This is a genomic window from Kytococcus sedentarius DSM 20547 (genome assembly GCF_000023925.1).
Taxonomy (GTDB): domain Bacteria; phylum Actinomycetota; class Actinomycetes; order Actinomycetales; family Dermatophilaceae; genus Kytococcus; species Kytococcus sedentarius.
Map to the genome: position 1 here is coordinate 145,992 of NC_013169.1, position 19,555 is coordinate 165,546.

Genomic DNA, 19,555 nt, shown 5'->3' on the forward strand with positions numbered 1-19,555 from the left:
GCCGCGTGTACGAGTCCGAGAAGCTCTGGCGAGACGTCGATGAGTACTTCGTCCGGGAGCTGTGCCCCGAGGACGACGCGCTGACCGCGGCGAGGACGTCCTCGCGCGATGCGGGACTGCCCGACCACGAGGTGGCCGCGAACCAGGGTCAGCTCCTGGCCCTGATCTGCCAGATGATCGACGCCCGGCGGGTGCTGGAGTTCGGCACCTTGGCCGGGTACTCCACCATCTGGCTCGCCCGGGCTGTCGGTGCGGAGGGGCGCGTGACCACCCTGGAGGTCGACGAGACCGCCGCCCGGGTCTCGCGGGAGAACTTCGAGCGGGCGGGGGTGGCCGACCGCATCGACCTCCTGCCGGGGCCGGCCACCGAGAGCTCCGCCGGCCTCGTCCGGGACGGGGTGGAGCCCTACGACCTGGTCTTCATCGACGCGGACAAGGCCAACAACCTGGCCTACCTGGAGGCGGCGCTCGTGCTGACACGGCCCGGGTCGGTGATCGTGGGGGACAACGTGGTCCGCAACGGCGCGGTGGTCGACCCGGCGTCGGAGGACCCCCGCGTGCGGGGCTCGCGCTCCCTCATCGAGGCGATCGGCCGCGACGACCGGCTGGACGCGACCGCGCTGCAGACCGTCGGCTCCAAGGGGTGGGACGGGTTCGTGCTGGCCCGCGTGCGGTGAGCGCGCAGGGGGCACGGGATCTCGAGGTGCGCAACCAGGCCCGGGTGCACCTCTGGTACGCGGAGAAGTTCGGGGTGCCCGCCCCGCCCTTCCGGCGGGCCACCGACGGCATCGACGCGTTCGTCGCCACGACCTGCCAGGTGGGCATCACCCGGGAGGCCGAGGGGCTGCGCGTGTACGCACCGCACGGGCTGGAGGACGTGTTCGCGCTTCGTCTGCGCCCGCACCGTGCCCGGCCCCTGCAGGATGTCTACGAGGCCAAGGCCCGCGACTACCAGCGGCGCTGGCCATCCCTGACCGTCGAGCCGTGGTGAACGCTGGAGCGAGTTGCACGTCTCGGTGTGGCGCCGCCCCGCGTGAGGCCCCGCGGACCTGAGGGTGCCCATCCGCCCAGCCTCGTGGACCTCACGAGCCCGTGCGCCAGACTGACCCCATGACGCACCCGGAGGTCCAGCTCACCCACCTGCCCGCCGGCGACGGCCCGGCCCTGGCCCTGCACGGCGGCGCCGGGGTCGACCCGGCCTCGCTCACCGATGAGCGCACGGTCGCCTGCCACGAGGTGCTCGAGCAGGCGGTGCGCGCCGGCCGCTCCGTCCTCGATGCCGGCGGCCCGGCGCTGGATGCCGTCTGCGCCTCGGTGCAGGTGCTGGAGGACAGCGAGTACTTCAACTCCGGTCGCGGTGCCGCCCTCACCACTGAGGGCGTCGCCGAGCTCGACGCCGCGGTGATGACCGGCGACTCCCGCGCCGGGGGCGTCACCTGCGCCACCGGGCCGCGCAACCCGGTGCTCGCCGCCCGGGCGGTCATGGAGCACACCGACCACGTGCTGCTCTCGGACCCCTCGGTCGACCTACTCACCGAGTGGGGGTTGAAGCTGGTGGGGCCGGAGTACTACCTCACGGCTGAGCGGCAGCAGATGCTGGCCGAGACCGGCTCGTTCACCGAGTACCGGCACGGCACCGTGGGCGCCGTTGCCCGCGACGCCCACGGCCACGTGGCCGCCGCCACCTCCACCGGCGGCATCGCCGCCCAGCTGCCGGGCCGCGTCGGCGATACCCCGGTGGTGGGCGCGGGCACCTGGGCCGATGACGCGACCGTCGCCGTCTCCTGCACCGGCACCGGCGAGCTGTTCCTGCGCGGCGTGGTGGCCCACGACGTCCACGCCCGTCTCCGATGGGGTGGACAGGCCCTCGACCAGGCCGTCCGGGAGGTGCTGGACGAGTACCTCGCGGAGCGGGGCGGTGACGGCGGCCTGGTGGCCGTGACCCCGAGCGGCGAGGTGGTGCTGGCCTTCAACTCACCCGGCATGCACCGCGGCTACGACATCGGCCAGGGGCCGGTCACCGGCATCGGCTGACGGGCCAGACCGTCACCGGAGCTGCCCGTTGGCTGCCTGCTCCCGGCAGTGGCAGCTCCCCCTCGATGGGGCGCTCGCCGTGAACGCCACTAACCTCCCCCGGATGTCCTTCCTGCGCCGTGCCCTCGGCCTCCCCGTGCTGGCGGCTGCCTTCGTGGTCCTCACGGCGCTCGCACTCGGCCCGCTCCAGCCCCTGGACCGTGCCCTGCAGGGCTCCTGGTCGGACGAGCGCACCCCCTACGCCACCGACCTGTTCATGGTCCTCGACAACGTCGCCGGCCAGGCCGTCGCGCTGCCGGTGCTGGCGCTCACGGCGCTCTGGCTCGCCGTCCGCGGCCGCACGTGGTCGCCGGTGCGCCTGGTGGTCCTCGTCGAGGCCGCGTTCTTCGGGGGCGTCGGACTGCTCAAGGTGCTGCTGGCCCGGGGGTCCACCGGCATGGGCGACCCCCGCTTCTTCGTGGGGCAGCTCGAGGGCACCAGCTGGGAGGGGATCGCCTACCCCTCGGGGCACGCCGCGGAGGCGGTGCTCCTCTACGGCGCAGTGGTCCACCTGCTGTGCACGCACCTGCAGCCGGGGCGGGCCACCCGCATCGTCCTGCACCTCGGGTGGGTCGGCGTGATGCTGCTCGCCACCGGGGTGTCCTTCTGGCTGGGTTTCCACTGGACCACCGACCTGGTGGCCGGCCTGCTCGTTGGCGGCATGCTGCTGCACCTGGTCCTCGTCGCCCACCGCTGGTGGGACGACCGCGCCCCGCGGGTGCTGCTCCCGGCGCAGCTCGACGGCCGGGACGAGGAGCTCACTGCGGGTTCTGACCGAACGCCAGCGGCTCGCGCGTGACCAGGTAGGTGGCCCAGTTCATCTTCAGCACCGTGCCGTCCTCGCGCCGGGTGATGCGGAGCATCTCGCCGCGCTCCCGCCCGGAGACGGTGCGGTACAGGTCGGCCTCCACCCGCTCGAACACCGCGGGCGGTGCCTCCTTGGGCGCCCCGGCCATCCGCGCCTCGAGCGCTCCCTGCCGCACGCTGAACACCACGTGGCTGCCCTCGGTGTACCAGTGGCCCAGCACCCCGGTGAGCTCCTCGGGCACCGACTCGCCCGGGGTCCACGGCTCCCCGGCGGCCGGTTCGGCGGACTCCAGCGCCTCGCCCAGGTCGATCGCCAGGGCTGCCGGGTCCGGCGAGTTCGAGTTGTTCATGAACACCAGCCCGCCGGTGCCGGACTCACGGTGGGTGAACACCCCCGTGATGTGGCCCGGCATGCCGCCGGTGTGGCCCACCCAGATGCGCTTGTCGCGGCGCATGAGGAAGAAGCCGAGCCCCATCGTGGCGCTCCACCCGCGCGGGTCGATGACGGTCTGCGGCTGCGTCATCTCCTCGAGCGTGTCCGGGGCGAGCACCGCCTCGTCGGGGTCGGCGACGAAGCCCGACCAGCGCGCCATGTCCGATGGGGTGGACGCCAGGCCGCCGCAGGGGGCGGTGCCCCGGAATTCGGGCACCGGCTCGACCAGCGGCACGTCGCTGAAGGGCGGCACGAAGTAGCCCTGCACCTGCGCGCCGGAGAAGCCCACCGTGGTGCGGCGCAGCTCCAGCGGGTCCAGCAGCCGCGCCTGCAGGGACTCCGCCCAGCTGCGGCCGTCGAGGTGGGCCACCACCTCACCCAGCAGGCAGTACATGAGGTTCGAGTAGTGCCAGCGGGTGTGCGAGGGCCCCACGCGCTCGGCCTGCGCGTACTCCTGGACCAGCCGCTCCGCATCGGGGAAGGCCAGGGTCTCCCACACGTCACCGTGGGGTTCGCGCTGCATGCCCGAGACGTGTGCGAGGGCCGAGCGGATGGTGGCCGCGTGTGCGGGCGAGGGGGTGCCGCCGGGCAGGTGGTCGCCCAGGTGGTCGTCCAGGGAGAGTCTCCCCTCGTCGCGGGCCTGCATGATCATCACGGCCGTGAAGGTCTTGGTGTTGGAGGCCACCAGGTACTGGTCGTCGGCGGTGGCGGCACGGTCGCGTCCCTCACCGCCACCGGTGGTGCCGATGCCCTCGCTCCACACCAGCTCGCCGCCCCGCTGCACGCCCGCGAACAGGGCGGGCACGCGCCCGGTGGACTGCCCCTCCAGGGCGATGCGGTGCAGCTCGCGGGTGGTGCTCCGGCGGAGGCCGTCCTGGGTTTGGGGTGCGTCGTGGCTCATGGGCGCACCGTATCCCCCGAGGGTGACCTTGGCCACAGCGCGGGAACAAGCCCCGTGGGTGAGCGGTTGACGCCTGCGAGACCGCGCCGTCCTGCAAGGGGACGGCGGCCCCGTACCCCTGAGGAGGCACCCGTGGCCACCGTTGAACTGACCGCTGAGAACTTCGAGCAGACCATCAAGGACAACCCCATGGTGGTCGTGGACTTCTGGGCCACGTGGTGCGGTCCGTGCACGCAGTTCGCCCCCGTCTACGACGCCGCCTCCGAGAAGCACCAGGACATCGTCTTCGGCAAGGTCGACATCGACGCCCAGCCGCAGCTGGCCGGTGCGCTGGGCATCCAGTCGGTGCCCACCACCATGGCTTTCCGCGAGCAGATCGGCGTGTTCGCCCAGCCGGGCGCCATGCCCGCCACCGCCCTGGACGAGGTCCTCGAGGCCGTCAAGGGCCTGGACATGGACGAGGTCCGCGCGCAGGTGGAGGCTGAGCAGGCCGCCGCGCAGCAGCAGGCCCCCCAGGCCCAGCAGTCCACCACCCCGGCCGATGCGGGCACCCGCTCCGCCGGTGGTGCCGACCCGGCGAACCCCTTCACCTGAGGCTCCCTCGCCCTCTCGTGGGCCATCACCCGATCCCGGGTGGTGGCCCACGGTGCGTCGTGGCTCGCGCGAGGGCCGCGCGCTGGGGACGCGTCACAGCATCGGGTCGGGTGCCGTCTCGTGCTGCGGACGAGTCAGCGCATCGGGCCGGGCGCCGTGAGGGAGATGGGGTGACCCACGTATCGCCGGCGGGTGGTGCGTCGGTGCCCCGGGCGGCCTACGCTGGCCGGGTGTTGACCCGAGCCGACGTCGCGACCGCCCTGCGCCTCCCCGAGGCCGCCGTTCCCGAGGCCTTCGCCGGGTCACCCGGCATTGCCGCGGTCACGCACGACTCCCGCGCGGTGGAGCCGGGCGCCGCCTTCGTGGCCGTCTCCGGCTTCAAGAGCGACGGGCTGCGCTTCGCCGCCTCGGCGCTCGCCGGGGGTGCGTCCCTGGTGGTGGCCGAGCGGGAGTGGCCCACCGCCGCCGACCGCGAGGCCGACCCGCAGATCGGCGAGATCGAGGGCGCCGGGCCGCTGCCCGTGGTGGTGGTGCCGAACGCGCGGGAGGCCCTGGGGTTGCTCGCGGCCGCCGTCAACGGCAACCCCAGTCGCTCGATGCGGGTGCACGGCATCACCGGCACCAACGGCAAGACCACCACCAGCTACGTCCTGTACAACCTCCTCGCCGGCATCCTGGGCAAGGACAAGGTGGGCCTGTCCACGACGGTGGAGGTCATCATCGACGGGGTGGGGCGCCCCGCCATGCGGACCACGCCCGAGGCCCCGCTGGTGCAGGAGAACCTGCGCCGCATGGTGGGGGCCGGGGCGAGTGATGCGGTGCTGGAGACCTCCAGCCACGGCCTGGAGTTGCACCGCGTGACCGGGGTGGAGTACGCCTCGGCGATCTTCACCAACCTCACCCGGGACCACCTGGACATCCACGGCGACATGGAGACCTACTTCCAGGTCAAGCGGCAGCTGTTCGAGCGCACCGAGGGCCCCCGGCTGGCCAACGTGGACGACGACTACGGCCGCCGGCTGGCCCGCGAGTTCCCGGGCTCGCTGACCTTCGGCTACTCGCCGGAGGCCGACTACCAGATCGTCGATCCCACCGACCTCACGTTGGAGGGCATGCAGTTCACGCTGCGCACCCCGGGGCACGGGGAGCTGCGGCTGGAGCCGCCGCTGGTGGGCGACTACAACGCGTTGAACGTGGCCGGCGCGGTGGCGGTGGCGCTGGAGTCGGGGCACGACCCGCTCGCCGTCGTCGATGCGGTGAAGGGCCTCGGTCAGGTGCCGGGTCGCTTCCAGCGGATTGCCGAGGCCGCGGACCACGGGTTCATGGCCGTGGTCGACTACGCGCACACCGAGGTCGGCCTGGAGATGGTGCTCACGGTGGCGCGCAAGATCGCCGACATGGCCGGTGGGCGGTTGATCTGCGTCTACGGCGCCGCCGGGGAGCGCGATGCCGCGAAGCGGCCGTTGATGGGGGAGGTCGTCTCCCGCATCGCGGACGTCGGCATCATCACCACGGACGACCCCTACGGGGAGGACCCGGTGACCATCGCCGACGAGGTGATGGCCGGCGCGGACCCGGCGGACACCCACATCGTGGTCGACCGGCGCGAGGCGTTGCTCGAGGCGGTGGCGATGGCGCGGGAGAACGACCTGCTGATCGCCTGCGGCAAGGGCGACGAGCCGTTCCAGCACCTGCCCGAGGGCGACGTGGACCACCACGACCCCACCAGCATCCGCGAGGGCCTCTCCCTGCGCTGAGGCTGGTCGCGGCACAGGTCCCGGAGACGATGCCGGCACGGGGCCGGACGAGACCTGGGGCCCCAGGCCCGGGTGAGGGGTCTGTCAGTCCTCCTGGTCGAGGCGCTCGCCGGCCAGCACGGCCTTCACGTCGTCTGCCGGCACCTCGGCGATGCTGGGGTGGCGCCAGGCGGCGTCGTTGGTCCGGTCGATGAGCACGGCGCGCACGCCCTCGGCGAAGTCCCCGCTGAGGATCATGCCGGTGGCCCGCTCCAGGTCCTGCTCCAGCACCCCCGCGAGGGTGTCCCCCGCGGCAGCGCGCAGCCCGGCGAGCGTCACGTTCACCGAGAGCGGTGAGCGCGACTCCAGCAGCTCGGCGGCCTTCTGGGCACCCTCGGCGTCGTGGCCGCGCAGGCGCTCCAGGATGGCGCCGGCGGCCTCGCCCTCGTAGCACTCGGCGGTCCATGCGGCCTGGCTCAGCAGCGGGGCCTCCGGCTCACCGCCGGCCTCCCGCGCGGCAGCCACCAGGTCGTCCGCGGACTCACCGCCGGCCAACCGGTCCACCACGGCCTCGGGGTCCAGGAACTCGGCGGGGGCCACCGCATCGGCCAGGCCGAGCACCACCGCATCGGCCCCGGAGAAACGGTCGCCGGTCAGGGCCACGTGCGTGCCCAGCTCGAAGGGGGCGCGGGCCAACAGGTACAGCGCACCCACGTCGGGGAACAGGCCGATCCCGGTCTCGGGCATGGCCACCTTCGCGTCCGCGGCCACCAACCGGTGCGATCCGTGGGCGCTGATGCCGATGCCGCCCCCCATCACCGCGCCGTGCATGAGCGGCACGTAGGGGATCGGGTAGTCGGCGATCAGCTGATTGAGCTCGTACTCGGTGCGCCAGAAGTCGCGGGCGGGGCCCACCTCGCCGGAGGTCGCGGCCTCGCGCAGCACCTTGATGTCGCCGCCGGCGCACAAGCCCTTCTCCCCCTCGCCGGAGACCACCACGGCCCGCGGGCGCTGCTCACCCTCGGCGGCGTCCCACTCGCGCAGCTGACCCAGCATGGCAGCGCACATGTCGTGCGTCAGGGCGTTGAGCGCCTTCGGGCGGTTCAGGTGGATGCGGGCGATGCCGTCACGCACCCCGACCAGCACGTCATCGGTCTCGGGGGTGGGGGTGAGGTCGGTAGCCATGGTTCCTCCTGGGGTCGGTGTCGGTCTGTGTCGGCCGGCTGGCTGTCTGCGGTGTGGCGTCGACGGGGCGCGTCGGTCCGTGCGGGTTGTCCGGCCCCGGTCCGGCGCGGTCGTGTGCCGCCGGGCGGTGTGCTGCCGCCAGCGTTCCACATGGCGTGCGACCGCGGCCGCCCTGCCTGCCCGTTGGCCAGCGTTTCCCCATCGGTCGGGGGTTGTCGCATCCTGCGCCGACGGCGCGGACGGCGCGCCCACCGGGGCCGTCCCGTCGGCGCAGGGGATGTTCTTCCGGCTCACCGGGCCGGGGTTGGAGGACGACGGCGGGTTGAAGCCCGACCAGCACCTCGACGTCATCGGGGACGACGCGTGGATCGTCACCGAGGGGGAGGAGCAGTCCCGCCAGGTGGCGTGCCCTGCCTTGGGTGCTGCGCTGGAGGACCCGTTCGAGGGCCACACGGAGTGATGGGCGGGCCGGCGTGATGGGACGTGGTGGTGCTGTGGGCCCCGCGCGCAGTGGCCGGGATGGGCCCCCGCCCGACCCCGGGCGTAGACTGCTGCTCACGTGTTCCGGGGTCGGTGCAAGTCCGAACCGGCGGTGAGAGTCCGCGACCCGTCCGCATCCAGCGGGCGGTTGACTCGGTGAAAATCCGAGACCGACGGTGAAAGTCCGGATGGAAGGCACACGTGCGTCATCGCCCAGCGGTGACCTGTCGTCGTGGTGAGGAGCCGCGAAGCATCTCGTGTGAGACGGGGTGCTGTCGCCCCCTCGCGCCCGACCGTTCCCCCGGTGCACCCGGGCCGTCCGCCGGACGGTTCGCGCCGCCACCGCCGTGAGGAACGACCAGTGAGCTCCACCGGGAACCCCCCGACCCCGAGACGTGCCCCCGTTGTGGGTGCCGAGCTCGACGGTCCTCCCGTGGTCCCCCACGAGTCGCCGCAGCTGGTGGCCGCCATGCGCCGCGCCCTGGACCTGGCTGCCCGTGGGCCGGCCGTCGACCCGAACCCCCGCGTCGGCTGCGTGCTCCTCGACCGCGACGGCCGCACGCTCGGCGAGGGTTTCCACCAGGGCGCCGGTACGCCCCACGCCGAGGTGGCTGCCCTGCTCGATGCGGGGTGCGGCCCGGCCGCGGGTCCCCGCCCTTCCGGGCCCGTCACCCATGCCGGCCCCCGCCCTTCCGGGCCCGTCACCCATGCCGGCCCCCGCCCTTCCGGGCCCGTCACCCATGCCGGCCCCCGCCCTTCCGGGCCCGTCACCCGTGCCGGGACGCCGCGCCTGCCGGCAGGCGCCACCGCGGTCGTCACCCTCGAGCCCTGCAACCACACCGGGCGCACCGGCCCGTGCGCCGAGGCCCTGCTCGATGCGGAGATCGCCCGCGTGGTCATCGCCCAGTCGGACCCGACGCCCCTCGCCTCCGGCGGCGCCGAGCGATTGCGCACCGCGGGGGTCGAGGTGGTCACGGGCGTGCTGGAGAGCGAGGCGACCGCGCTGAACCGGTGGTTCACCGCATCGGCCCGGCTCGGGCGACCCGTGGTCACGCTCAAGCTGGCCAGCACCCTCGATGGTCGGGTGGCCGCTGCCGACGGCACCAGCCAGTGGATCACTGGTGGGCCCGCCCGACTCGACGTGCACCGCCAGCGAGCGACCGCCGGCGCCATCGTCGTGGGCACCGGCACCGCCCTGGCCGACGACCCGAAGCTCACCGTGCGCCTGCCCGCCGCCGAGCTCGCCGCCCCCGCCGTGGAGTCGGACCCAGCCCCGGAGGCGGGCCCTGCCCCAAGCGCGACCCCGTCGACAGACGCAGCCCCCGCCCCGGACGCGACCACGGCGCCGACCCCGCGGCAGCCGCTGCGGGTGGTTGTCGGCACGCGTGAGCTCCCCGCATCGGCTCGGGTGTTCGACGACGCGGCCGAGACGATCTCCCTGCGCACCCACGACCCTGCTGAGGTCCTGCGCGTCCTCTCCGACCGGGGCATCCACCACGTCTGGCTCGAGGGCGGTCCCACCCTGGCGGCTGCCTTCCTGCGCGCCGGGTTGGTCGACCGCCTCGTCCACTACCTGGCCCCCGCGCTGCTGGGTGCGGGGCCGTCGCTGATCGGTGACCTCGGCATCGGCTCCATCGACGGCATCGACCGGTGGCACCTCGAGGACGTCACCCACCTGGGCGACGACCTGCGCCTGACGCTCGTGCCCGCTGCAGGACTGACCCCCGGGATCCCGGCGACCCCGGCGACCCCCGGGATCCCGGCGACCCCCGCGACCCCCGAAGGAGCCTGACGTGTTCACCGGAATTATCGAGGAGCTCGGCCGCATCGAGGTCATCGACCCGGCGGGGGACGACGTTCGCCTGACCGTCCACGGCCCGCTGGTCACGAGCGATGCCTCCCGCGGCGACTCGATCGCCGTGAACGGCGTGTGCTTGACGGTCACGGACCTGGGCGAGGCGGGTGACTCCGCATCGCCTGCCAGGTTCACCGCCGACGTGATGCCCGAGACGCTCACCCACAGCTCGCTCGGCGCCCTGACCCCCGGCAGCCCGGTCAACCTGGAGCGCGCCGTGCGGGTCGACGCCCGGCTGGGTGGCCACATCGTCCAGGGGCACGTCGACGGTGTCGGCACGATCGCCGACCGGACCCCCGGCGACCGCTGGGAGGTCGTCCGCGTGAGCATCCCCGTCGCACTGGCCCGGTACGTCGTGGACAAGGGGTCGATCACCCTCGATGGCGTGTCCCTCACCGTGAGTGGCGTGGGCACCGACTGGCTCGAGGTGAGCCTCATCCCGGAGACCCTTGCCCGGACCACGCTGGGCACGGCCGCGGTCGGCAGCCCGGTCAACGTGGAGGTGGACGTGCTGGCCAAGTACGTCGAGAAGCTGGTGGGAGGCACCCGATGACGGGTCAGCCCACGAGCTCGGCGGCCCACCCCGGGCCGGCTGGCCAGCCCCCCTCGCCCGCCGACCTGACTCACCCGGTCGCCGACCCGGCTCACCTCACCCCGGAGCTCGCCGCTGCCCTGGAGGCCCTGCAGGCCGGCCGCCCGGTGTTGGTGCTCGACGACGAGGACCGCGAGAACGAGGGCGACGTGATCCTGGCCGCGCAGACCCTGACCCCGGAGTGGCTGGCCTGGACCATCCGCCACACCTCCGGCTATGTGTGCGCACCCCTGACCGCCGAGCGGGCGGATGCCCTCGCGCTGCCGCTCATGGTGCGGGACAACGCAGACCCCTTCCGGACCGCGTACACGGTCACCGTCGACGCCGCGGCCGGCGTGACCACGGGCATCAGCGCCGCCGACCGCGCCCACACGTTGCGCACCCTGGCCGATGCGGACAGCGTCGCCACCGACCTCATCCGCCCCGGTCACATCGTGCCCCTGCGCGCCCGCGCCGGTGGGGTCCTCGAGCGCGCCGGGCACACCGAGGCCGCCGTGGACCTGTGTCGGCTGGCTGGGCTCGAGCCCGTGGGCGCCATCGCCGAGCTGGTGCATGGCGACGGCTCGATGATGCGCGCGCCGGCCGTGCGCGAGCTCGCCGCCGAGCACGGCCTGCCCGTCCTCACCATCGAGGCCCTGGCCCGGTGGCGCTCGGTCCACGACCGGCTCGATGCGGTGGCCGTCGCCCAGCTGCCGACCGCCCACGGACCGTTCGTCGTGCACGCCGTGGCCGATCGCGTCACGGGCGTGGAGCACCTCGCGCTCGTGGCACCCGGCGCCTCGGGTGGCCCCGCCGTGCCCGGTGCCCCGGGTGACCCAGCCGCTCCCGGCGCCCCGGCCCCGGTCCCCGTCCGACTGCACAGCGAGTGCCTCACCGGTGACGCCCTGGGCTCCCAGCGTTGCGACTGTGGTGCCCAGCTCGACGCGGCGCTGGCCGATGCCCAGGCGCGCTCCGGCATCGTCCTCTACCTGCGCGGCCACGAGGGGCGGGGCGTCGGGCTGGCGGCGAAGATCGCGGCCTACGCCCGGCAGGACGCCGGTGCAGACACCGTCGACGCCCAGCACGAGCTCGGCCTGCCCGTCGACTCCCGCGACTTCGCCGTGGCCGCCGCCATGTTGGCGCACCTGGGGGTCGACCGCATCGAGCTGACGACGAACAACCCCGCCAAGGTCTCGGCCCTGCAGTCCCTCGGGGTGGAGGTGGCCGCGACGCGTCCCAGCATCGTGGGAGTCACCCCCCACAATCTCGGCTACCTGCGCACCAAGCGGGACCGGATGGGGCACACCCTGCCCGGGGACCTGGGTGTGACGTGACAGATCACACCCGCCGGGGCTTGAAGCCCGGCCCCGCACGCGCAACGGTGGAAACAGGACCACCCGACGCCCCCCACCGCACGACCCCGAAGGAGATCCCATGAGTGCCAGCGGCTCACCCACCGACCTGATCGCCCAGCGCCTGCAGCGAGAGCTGGCTGCCGATCGTGCCGACGGGGCGTTGCCCCTGCGCGTTGCGGTGGTCGCTGCCTCTTGGCACGACGAGGTGATGGACGGACTGCTGGCCGGGGCGGAGCGAGCCCTCTCGCAGCTGGGGATCACCCCGCGGGTGATCCGCGTGCCCGGGTCCTTCGAGCTGCCGGTCGCCGCCGGCCGGGTGGCGCGGCACGTGGACGCCGTGGTGGCGCTGGGCGTCGTGATCCGCGGCGGGACGCCCCACTTCGAGTACGTCTGCCAGGCCGCGACGAGCGGGCTGACGGACGTCTCGGTGCGCACCGGCACCCCGGTGGGCTTCGGCGTGCTGACCTGCGACGACGAGCAGCAGGCCCTCGACCGCGCGGGCCTGGAGGGTTCGCGCGAGGACAAGGGCGCCGAGGCGGCACTGGCGGCGGTGGACACCGCCGCCACACTCCGGCGCGCCAAGGGGACCTGGCGGTCCGACGCCCGGTGAGCCTCCTCGAACAGCTCTTCGCCGCCGAGCTCCACATCGAGCCCTGGACGATCCTCTGGCGAGAGGTCGTCGGCAACGTCTTCGGTTTTGCCTCTGCTCTGGGGGGCATGCGTCGACGCGTCTGGGCCTGGCCTGCGGGCATCATCGGCAACGCCCTGCTCTTCACCGTCTTCGCCGGCGTGTGGTTCGCCAACCCGCAGGACACCACCCTGGCCGGACAGGCGGCCCGTCAGGTCTTCTTCATCATCACCAGCGTCTACGGCTGGTGGATGTGGAGCCAGCAGCGTCGTGCCCAGCGTGAGGCGGGCCAGACCGAACCGTTCACGCCACGCTGGGCGACCACCGCCCAGCGGGTACAGCTCGGGCTGTTCGGCCTCGTGGGACTCGTTCTGTGCCAGTGGGTCTTCCGCCAGATCGGGGCCGGTTGGCCGGCGCCGGACTGGTACTACTGGGCGGACGCGTGGATCTTCGTCGGCTCCATCTTGGCCACCTACGCGATGGCGCGGCAGTGGGTGGAGTTCTGGCTGCTGTGGATCGCGGTGGACCTCGTCGGGGTGCCGCTGCTCTTCCACTCCGGATTCATCCCCTCTGCAGTGCTCTACCTGGTGTACGGCGCGTTCGTGGCCTGGGGCTTCGTCGTGTGGATGCGTCTCGCGCGCCACGAGAAGGCGCCGGGCGAGGAGGCCCTGCACGGTGCGGAGACGCAGGCGGAACCCGCATCGCTGCGGTGAGCCCCCGCATCGCGGGGCTGCGCCGTAGACTCCGGCCCCATGGGTAAGGCATCTCGTCGCAAGAATCGCGACGCCAAGGGACCGAAGCTGCTCGCTGCACCGTTCGAGGCGCGCCCGTTCAAGGGCTTGCCGAACGAACCGGAGTGGGTGGCGATGCGGGAGATCATCCCGGCAGCCACCGCATCGATCCGGGTGAAGGTGCCCACGGGCGACCTGCCCGAGGGCGCTCCCGCCCCGGCGTGGACCGGGCTCGAGCCGGGGAGCGAGCACGACGTCACACTCGCCACCGTCCTGCCGCTGGCGTGGCCGGGTCTCCACCGTGGTGAGGGTGACGTGCTCACCGCGCTGCAGACCGGTTCGTCCACCGGTGACGCGAGCCGTGACATCGCGCAGGCGATCCTGACCTCCCTGGCGAACGAGCCGGGCCAGCCGACGGTCAGCCTGCCGCAGGCGATGGCGCACACCCCGCGCCTGCAGGACATCCTGGTCAGCACCGAGATGACCGCCGAGCTGCACGAGACCTTCGGTTTCTGGATCTCCGGGGACGGCGACGCCCTGGACGAGGCCGGCCAGCTCTCGATGGAGCGCGCCAACGAGGCCATCGTGCCGACCGAGCGCCTCGATGCCGTGGACTCGGCGTTCTGGTGCCGTATGGGTGACCGTGCCTACGTGCGCTGGCTCCTGCCCCACGACGAGGACGCGGCCACCACCGCGCTGGCTCGCCTGAAGGCCGCTGGGGAGCACACGCTCGGCGGAGAATCCACGCTGCTGGGCGCCTTCCGTGGTGCTGGCCTGCTGGTCCCCGTCTTCGAGGTGGACCCCGAGATCGCCGCTCAGGAGTGGAACGCTCCGCTGGGCGAGCTGGCTGCGCGCCTGGACGCGCGCCTCGGCGACGATGCGCCCCTGACGCACGACGAGCGCCGTGCGCGTGAAGGCTTCTCCAGCCGGCAGGTCACCATTCGCTGACCGCCGGGCCCGAAGGCCTGGGAGGGCTGAGGCGGGTCGGTGGGGTACGGGAGTCCGTTGCAGGGTGATCCTGTGGCGGGCTCCCGTCGTTGTGGGGGCAGGGGTGTCGGTGGATGTGACTGTTCCGGTCATGTGTGCGTGTCCGGTGTTGGGGGGTCGCTGGTGTTCCAGGGGTCGCCGGGTTTGCGCCAGGTGTGGGTGATGGTGGCTTTGCCGTGGTGGTCGCGGTGGATGGTGTGGGTCAGGCGGTGGTCGGTGAGTTGGCGGTGGTGTTTGCCGCACAGGGGGATGGCGTTGGTCAGGTCGGTTTTGCCTCCGCCGGGGTGGAGGAGTTGTCCGTCGGGTCCGTGGACGGGTTTCCAGGGTTGGGCGTGGTGGATTTCGCACCAGGCGAAGGGTCGGTCGCAGTCGGCGGCGGCGCAGGTGTCGTAGACCAGTGCCAGGGCTGCTCGTTGGGAGTCTGTGAAGAACCGGCGTTGCCGCCCCAGGTCGAGGGGGATGGTGGTGCCGTTCATGACGATGGGGATGAGTCCGGCGTTGCTGGCCAGGCGTCGTAGTTCGCTGGTGGAGATCTCGGTGCCGGTGTCGGTGATCCCGGCCCGGTCTGTTTCGCCGCGGAGGGTGGCCAGGTCGGTGCGGATCAGCACGGTGGCGTTGATCTTGGTGCCGAGCTGGTCGGTGGGTAGGTGGTCGATGAGCTCGGCCAGTGCTTGTCCGCGCTGCTGGTCGCGCACTGCGCGGTCGAACCGACCATCACCCGTCGGTGCGGCCATGCCAGCTCCCGTCGGCGCGACGCCGCCTTCGGCCGCGCCGTTGCCCGCCTTGGGGTTGTTGGGGTTGTTGGGGTTGTTTGTGCGGCGGCGGGGGTTGGTGAGGGCTTCGAGGGCTTTCTTGAGCATGTGGGCTTGGAGTTCGGGCAGGGTGAACTGTCCGAACCAGGTCCCGTCGTGGTTGTCGCGCATCCAGAAGCTCGCGGCATCCCACGCTGCGCGTTCCTGGTTGTGCAGGAGCTGGTCGTGGTGGGCGTCGACCTCGGCTTCGGGCAGGTCGAGTGCTTCCAGGGCTCGTTTGGCTGCTTTGCGCAGGGTGGCGGGGTTGACCTGTTGGGCCTTGGCGACCAGGCCTTCTTCGACGGTCAGGCGCTGCCCGGGCGTGAGGTGGTCGGGCAGGTCGTCCAGGGCGCTTGTGATGATCAGTGCGTGTTCGCGGGTGATCAGCCCGGCGTCCCAGGCCGCAGCCGTCGGCGACAAAACACCATCAGCACCCGTATCCGGCGCGTCACCGGGTGCGCCGCCCGGGCCGTGGTCGCCGTGCGTGCCGTCGCCGAGCTCGCCAGCACCTTCAGGGCCCGCCGGGGGAGCGCCCTTGGGACCGTTCGGCGGGGGTGTGGGGGGTTGGTTGCCGAGGGCTTTGGCGAGGTGGGTGTCGCGGGCGGCGCCTCGGGGGTCGGTGTGGGTGCGTCCGGCGGTGAACTGGGCGTCGTTGTCGTGGTGGGACCCACCAGCCTCCCGGGTACGACGCACCACATCCAGGGCGCGGATCCTGATCCGGTCGTGCCGGTTGACCAGGACGTGGACTTCCTGGAGGAGCCACTCCAGGTCGTCGGTGCTCAGGGAGTCGGCCCGGGCCCCGAGGTCGGCCACGCTCTGCAGGAGCGCGTCGACGGTCGCGTGCGCCTGGGCGAACAGCTCCCGCGCCACCGCCGTCGGGTGGTCGCCAGACGCCTCGGTTCCGGAGGCGAGCACACCCGAATCGGATGCGGGCACCTGGCCACTCCGGGATGCCGTCCCGTCTCCGCCGTTCGCCTGACGGCCACCGGGCGCTTGCGAGGTCCCGGGCGCGCCGGGGGCCCTGTCGCGCTCTGCTGTGGTGAACAGGTCGTCCATGGCACCCCCTCCCAGGCTGTGTGGTCGAACCCCCTGTCCAACCAACTCCCACCAGAATAGTACACACCACCGATAACAGTCAAGCCCTAGATAGTACATGTGGACGAGTGCCCGCGGCCTGTCGGATGCCCGGCCCACCTGTGGACAACGACAGGCGGACACCCGAGTGGTGAGGTCCCCGGTGAACCTTGGTCAAGTCTTTACCCAGATCCTGTGGACAAACCGTTCCCCGGGCCCGGGGGTTGTGCCATGGTGCGAAAGCAGAGACGTCGACCCCTTCGAGGCCCTGATGAACACCACACGACACATGCTCCTGACCGCCGCCCTGGCCGGTTCCCTCGCGCTGGCCGCCTGTTCCGACGAGGCACCGGACCCACCCTCCCCGAGCTCCTCCGGCCCCGTCGGAGAGTCCAGCCCCGCCGGCGAGGCCAGTCCTTCTGGCTCGCCCTCCAGCGAGCCGACCGATGCGGGGCCCAGCGAGGACCCGAGCTCGTCGGCCTCACCCTCCGATGCGGGCGCCTCGCCCAGCCCGTCCAGCCCCGCCCCCTCCTCCTCGAGCAGCGCGGCCCCGTCACCCTCCGACGGTGGAAGCCCTTCGTCCTCCGATGGGGCCAGCTCACCCTCCGAGGACGCCGCCGCCCTGCCGTCCATGCCCCCGGTGGCCAAGGAGAACTCCGAGGAAGGCGCCGAAGCCTTCGCCCGCTGGTATGTCCAGACTCTGGCGCATCTGTTCCGGTTCCCCGAGAAGGGCGTGATCGAGCCGTACTCTGAAGATTCGTGCCAGCAGTGTGGCACTTACGAAGAGGTCTTCGCTGAACTTGTTTCCGCGCAGCAACACCAGGTTGGCTCTACAATGAATATTTTGGGGACTTATGTTGGGGTAGCTGACAAGCCCTCCACCATCGAGGTCGTTGTTGCAATAGAGCAAGGCGCGAATCGCACCGTGGATGCGAATGGAGTCACCGTTCGTGAGTCCGACGGGGTCGATGGACTGGGTCTCCGTCTGAACCTCCATTACGCAGGGGGGTGGCGGATCGATGAAATTCCCACCGACCCGACGGCTGGTGATTGGGTGGGGAGGGATTGATGCTCCTTGACCTAGTAATTGCCCTCGCAGGTGATCCGCCTTGTGGGGACTTTGACGATTGCGACAAGGACCGCGGGGGTATCCGTCTCGGCCTAACTCTGAAGCAGGTGGAGGCTTTGGCGGATGAGTTCCCGCCGGACTCGACACCGGCGCGTCCGAAGGATCCGCCGGTGTCGTACTACGAGTACTCGTCGCAGCCGATGTGTTCTGGGCGGACCCCGGGTTCCTCTGAGGGCAACATGTGCACCGAGGCCGAGATCAAGTGCGACACGGCTCCAGGTGATGGTCCGTGGATGGTGATCGCTCGTCGGGAGTTGCTGACCGAGGACGACAGTGTCCAGTCCACGTGGGAGGAGATCGGCAGCACCTGCTTCCCCGAGGCCATTCCCGGCCGATCCGGCCAAGTCGCGGACGCGCGGATCGCCAAGGCCTTCACCGTCACGAAGTTCGCCCTACCGGTCCCGGCCACCGACCCGCCCCGCGCTGACCCGTTGGTCAACAAACCGGTGTACTTCACGACCGACTTCGCCGAAGCCGGCTACGAATCCGGTGAGATCCGCACCATCCCACCAGGACAGATGCTCGGCCGCGACCTCAAGATCGTGCCCGAGCTGAAGAACATCACCTACGACTACGGCGACGGCACCACCCACGGCCCCACCACCAACACCGGCGCCCCCTACCCCGACGGCACCATCACCCACACCTACGAAACCACCGACCCCGTCCAACCCCGCATCACTGCCACCTACACCGGCCGCTACTCCCTGGACGGCGGCCCCTGGCGACCCCTGGGAATCGACGTCGAAGTCACCGGCAACCCCATCACCCTCACCCCCACCGAATACACCACCGAACTCGTCCAACCCCCCACCTGACCAGGACCGCCCCCCGCGACCCCACCCGATGCGCGAGCAGACCTTCCGCGAGCAGGAACAGTCAGGAGAGCATCAGGAGGGGGAGGTCGCGCGCATCGTCGGCACTCACGTCGCTGGCGGGGAGAACCGCTCGACGCACGGGGTCATCGTGGTGGTGAACCAACCTCCGACTCGTCAGGTGGACGCCTCGGGGAGACGATCAAGGACCTGCCGGCGATCGATCGACTGTGACGGTGATGCCGACCCCGCCGCAACCGACATGACGCCCGCCCAGGCCCCCCGCCACTCAGCCCGAGAACTCGCAGAAGCTCTCGTAGTGGTCCGCCGTCCAGTACCAGTGCTCGGGGTCCGACGACCCGTTCCGCGGCGTCGTGTCGCCCCCGGTCACGATGCGGCGCGCGCCCCGGTCGGACTCCCCGGGCGTCGGCACCGTGTACTCCGCGTAGTACCCGCGGTCCTCCGCCGGCAACAGGCCCTCGCGGTTGCCGAACGTGCTCCCGTCCTTGCCGGGGTACGCGAACTCCCCACCCTCCGCAATGGTCTCGATGACGTCCGCGGCCTCACGGGACAGGTCACCCTCGTCGCAGGGCTCGATGCCGGTGCCCCCGGCGGCCGTGCCACCGCCGGCCGCCGTATCCGCACCGCCCGAGCCGCCCCGCCCGTTCGCACCGGTCGCGCCGTCCCCCGACCCTCCGGGGGTGCCGCCGTCCTGCTCCTGCTGGTTGTTCTCCTCGTCCTCCAGGCTGCTGAAGATCCCCCCACCGCCCCAGATGACGATGGCGGCCAGTGCGCACGCGAACAGGATCCGCAGGATGGCGCGCGCCGTCCACATCCCGCCGCGCCCCGCAACACCGCCGCGTCGGCGCCCGCCCCCGCCACGCCCGCCGCGGCCGCCACCACCGGACCCCTGCGCGCTCACGCCTCACCCTCCTCGAGCTGACGCACCACCGCGGCACTCGACACCAGCACCGCCAGCCGCGGCGTGCCCCCCTCCGCCGCGGTCTCGGCCAGCAGCTCCAACAACGTCGCCAACCCGTCGTCCTCCAGGCCGATCCCCTCCGCGGGCGTCCACACCAGCAGGGTGCCGGGCGCGTCCGGCGTCCGGTCGGGCAGGTCGCGCAGCGTGTCCGCGAGCGCATCCAGGTTCACGGCAGCAGCCCCGGGCAGGTCCAGCGACTCGGCCAGCCCGGCCTGCAGGGCACGCAGCCCGGAGCCGTCGGCGCTCTCGGCCAGCAGCACGGTCCAGTCGGCGGTGCGCGCACCGGCGGCGGCGACCTCGGCCTGGTCCGGGCTCACCACGGCCAGCGGCTCGCCAGAGCTCAGGAACTCCGTGACGGGGAAGTGGGGTGTCGGCATGCCCCCATCGTGCCTGCTCGGGCGCGGAACCCCTGCACCGAGCGGGCGTCT

20 protein-coding genes and 1 riboswitch are annotated in these 19,555 nt (G+C 72.2%); of the genes, 15 read left to right on the top strand and 5 right to left on the bottom strand.

Features of this window, described 5'->3' with window-relative positions; all coding sequences use genetic code 11:
* Nucleotides 1–5 precede the first annotated feature (5 nt).
* From KSED_RS00700 to KSED_RS00715, 4 genes are all read left to right on the top strand, one after another.
* Nucleotides 6–677 carry an O-methyltransferase gene (locus tag KSED_RS00700; protein ID WP_012801654.1) on the top strand — a complete coding sequence of 224 codons (672 nt, stop codon included), beginning with the start codon at nt 6–8 and terminating at the stop codon, nt 675–677.
* A gap of 26 nt (nt 678–703) precedes the next feature.
* On the top strand, nt 704–991 hold the full coding sequence (locus KSED_RS00705) for a nucleotidyltransferase family protein (protein ID WP_237699545.1): 288 nt from the start codon (nt 704–706) through the stop codon (nt 989–991).
* A 119-nt stretch (nt 992–1,110) separates the two neighbouring features.
* On the top strand, nt 1,111–2,034 hold the full coding sequence (locus KSED_RS00710; protein WP_012801655.1) for an isoaspartyl peptidase/L-asparaginase family protein: 924 nt from the start codon (nt 1,111–1,113) through the stop codon (nt 2,032–2,034).
* 103 nt (nt 2,035–2,137) lie between these two features.
* A complete protein-coding gene (locus tag KSED_RS00715; RefSeq protein ID WP_012801656.1) occupies nt 2,138–2,872 on the top strand; it encodes a phosphatase PAP2 family protein in 735 nt (244 codons plus the stop codon).
* Here the strand turns inward: KSED_RS00715 and KSED_RS00720 are convergent.
* On the bottom strand, nt 2,832–4,214 hold the full coding sequence (locus tag KSED_RS00720; protein WP_012801657.1) for a serine hydrolase domain-containing protein: 1,383 nt from the start codon (nt 4,212–4,214) through the stop codon (nt 2,832–2,834). The two genes, KSED_RS00715 and KSED_RS00720, sit on opposite strands and share 41 nt — an antisense overlap.
* Before the next feature lie 132 nt (nt 4,215–4,346).
* On the opposite strand from KSED_RS00720, the gene KSED_RS00725 reads away from it, so the two are divergent.
* Nucleotides 4,347–4,808 (top strand): thioredoxin family protein, encoded by a 462-nt coding sequence (locus KSED_RS00725; protein ID WP_012801658.1) that lies wholly within the window; start codon nt 4,347–4,349, stop codon nt 4,806–4,808.
* 230 nt (nt 4,809–5,038) lie between these two features.
* Nucleotides 5,039–6,565 (top strand): UDP-N-acetylmuramoyl-L-alanyl-D-glutamate--2,6-diaminopimelate ligase, encoded by a 1,527-nt coding sequence (locus KSED_RS00730; protein ID WP_115306809.1) that lies wholly within the window; start codon nt 5,039–5,041, stop codon nt 6,563–6,565.
* An 84-nt stretch (nt 6,566–6,649) separates the two neighbouring features.
* Here the strand turns inward: KSED_RS00730 and KSED_RS00735 are convergent, their stop codons facing one another.
* Nucleotides 6,650–7,729 (bottom strand): 3-hydroxyisobutyryl-CoA hydrolase, encoded by a 1,080-nt coding sequence (locus KSED_RS00735; protein WP_012801660.1) that lies wholly within the window; start codon nt 7,727–7,729, stop codon nt 6,650–6,652.
* A gap of 277 nt (nt 7,730–8,006) precedes the next feature.
* On the opposite strand from KSED_RS00735, the gene KSED_RS00740 reads away from it, so the two are divergent.
* From KSED_RS00740 to KSED_RS00770, 7 genes are all read left to right on the top strand, one after another.
* Nucleotides 8,007–8,189 carry a hypothetical protein gene (locus KSED_RS00740; protein WP_012801661.1) on the top strand — a complete coding sequence of 61 codons (183 nt, stop codon included), beginning with the start codon at nt 8,007–8,009 and terminating at the stop codon, nt 8,187–8,189.
* Nucleotides 8,190–8,285: 96 nt separating this feature from the next.
* Nucleotides 8,286–8,413: riboswitch (FMN riboswitch) on the top strand.
* 265 nt (nt 8,414–8,678) lie between these two features.
* A complete protein-coding gene (gene ribD, locus KSED_RS13260; protein WP_081439893.1) occupies nt 8,679–10,001 on the top strand; it encodes a bifunctional diaminohydroxyphosphoribosylaminopyrimidine deaminase/5-amino-6-(5-phosphoribosylamino)uracil reductase RibD in 1,323 nt (440 codons plus the stop codon).
* Between the two features lies 1 nt (nt 10,002).
* Nucleotides 10,003–10,617 carry a riboflavin synthase gene (locus tag KSED_RS00750; protein WP_012801663.1) on the top strand — a complete coding sequence of 205 codons (615 nt, stop codon included), beginning with the start codon at nt 10,003–10,005 and terminating at the stop codon, nt 10,615–10,617.
* The gene (gene ribB / locus KSED_RS00755) at nt 10,614–11,969 is read left to right on the top strand and encodes a 3,4-dihydroxy-2-butanone-4-phosphate synthase (RefSeq protein WP_012801664.1); all 1,356 of its coding nucleotides are present in this window, start codon (nt 10,614–10,616) and stop codon (nt 11,967–11,969) included. The genes KSED_RS00750 and ribB overlap by 4 nt, the downstream gene beginning before the upstream one ends.
* Nucleotides 11,970–12,069: 100 nt before the next feature.
* Complete coding sequence (ribH, locus tag KSED_RS00760) at nt 12,070–12,600, top strand: 6,7-dimethyl-8-ribityllumazine synthase (protein ID WP_012801665.1); 531 nt, start codon at nt 12,070–12,072, stop codon at nt 12,598–12,600.
* Complete coding sequence (locus KSED_RS00765) at nt 12,597–13,331, top strand: nicotinamide mononucleotide transporter family protein (protein ID WP_012801666.1); 735 nt, start codon at nt 12,597–12,599, stop codon at nt 13,329–13,331. The genes ribH and KSED_RS00765 overlap by 4 nt, the downstream gene beginning before the upstream one ends.
* Before the next feature lie 39 nt (nt 13,332–13,370).
* Nucleotides 13,371–14,297: a DUF5926 family protein gene (locus KSED_RS00770; protein ID WP_012801667.1), complete on the top strand. Its 927-nt coding sequence runs from the start codon at nt 13,371–13,373 to the stop codon at nt 14,295–14,297.
* A gap of 128 nt (nt 14,298–14,425) precedes the next feature.
* Here the strand turns inward: KSED_RS00770 and KSED_RS00775 are convergent, their stop codons facing one another.
* Nucleotides 14,426–16,042 (bottom strand): HNH endonuclease signature motif containing protein, encoded by a 1,617-nt coding sequence (locus KSED_RS00775; RefSeq protein ID WP_012801668.1) that lies wholly within the window; start codon nt 16,040–16,042, stop codon nt 14,426–14,428.
* Between the two features lie 448 nt (nt 16,043–16,490).
* Here KSED_RS00775 and KSED_RS15575 point away from each other — a divergent pair, with 448 nt between their 5' ends.
* Nucleotides 16,491–17,270, top strand: a complete 780-nt coding sequence (locus KSED_RS15575; protein WP_269149162.1) for a DUF6318 family protein — start codon at nt 16,491–16,493, stop codon at nt 17,268–17,270.
* 293 nt (nt 17,271–17,563) lie between these two features.
* Complete coding sequence (locus KSED_RS00790; RefSeq protein WP_143827316.1) at nt 17,564–18,148, top strand: hypothetical protein; 585 nt, start codon at nt 17,564–17,566, stop codon at nt 18,146–18,148.
* A gap of 286 nt (nt 18,149–18,434) precedes the next feature.
* Here the strand turns inward: KSED_RS00790 and KSED_RS00795 are convergent, their stop codons facing one another.
* Complete coding sequence (locus KSED_RS00795; RefSeq protein ID WP_237699546.1) at nt 18,435–19,067, bottom strand: guanyl-specific ribonuclease; 633 nt, start codon at nt 19,065–19,067, stop codon at nt 18,435–18,437.
* Nucleotides 19,064–19,504, bottom strand: coding sequence for a barstar family protein (locus KSED_RS00800; protein WP_012801673.1), 441 nt, complete (start codon nt 19,502–19,504; stop codon nt 19,064–19,066). The genes KSED_RS00795 and KSED_RS00800 overlap by 4 nt, the downstream gene beginning before the upstream one ends.
* Nucleotides 19,505–19,555 lie beyond the last annotated feature (51 nt).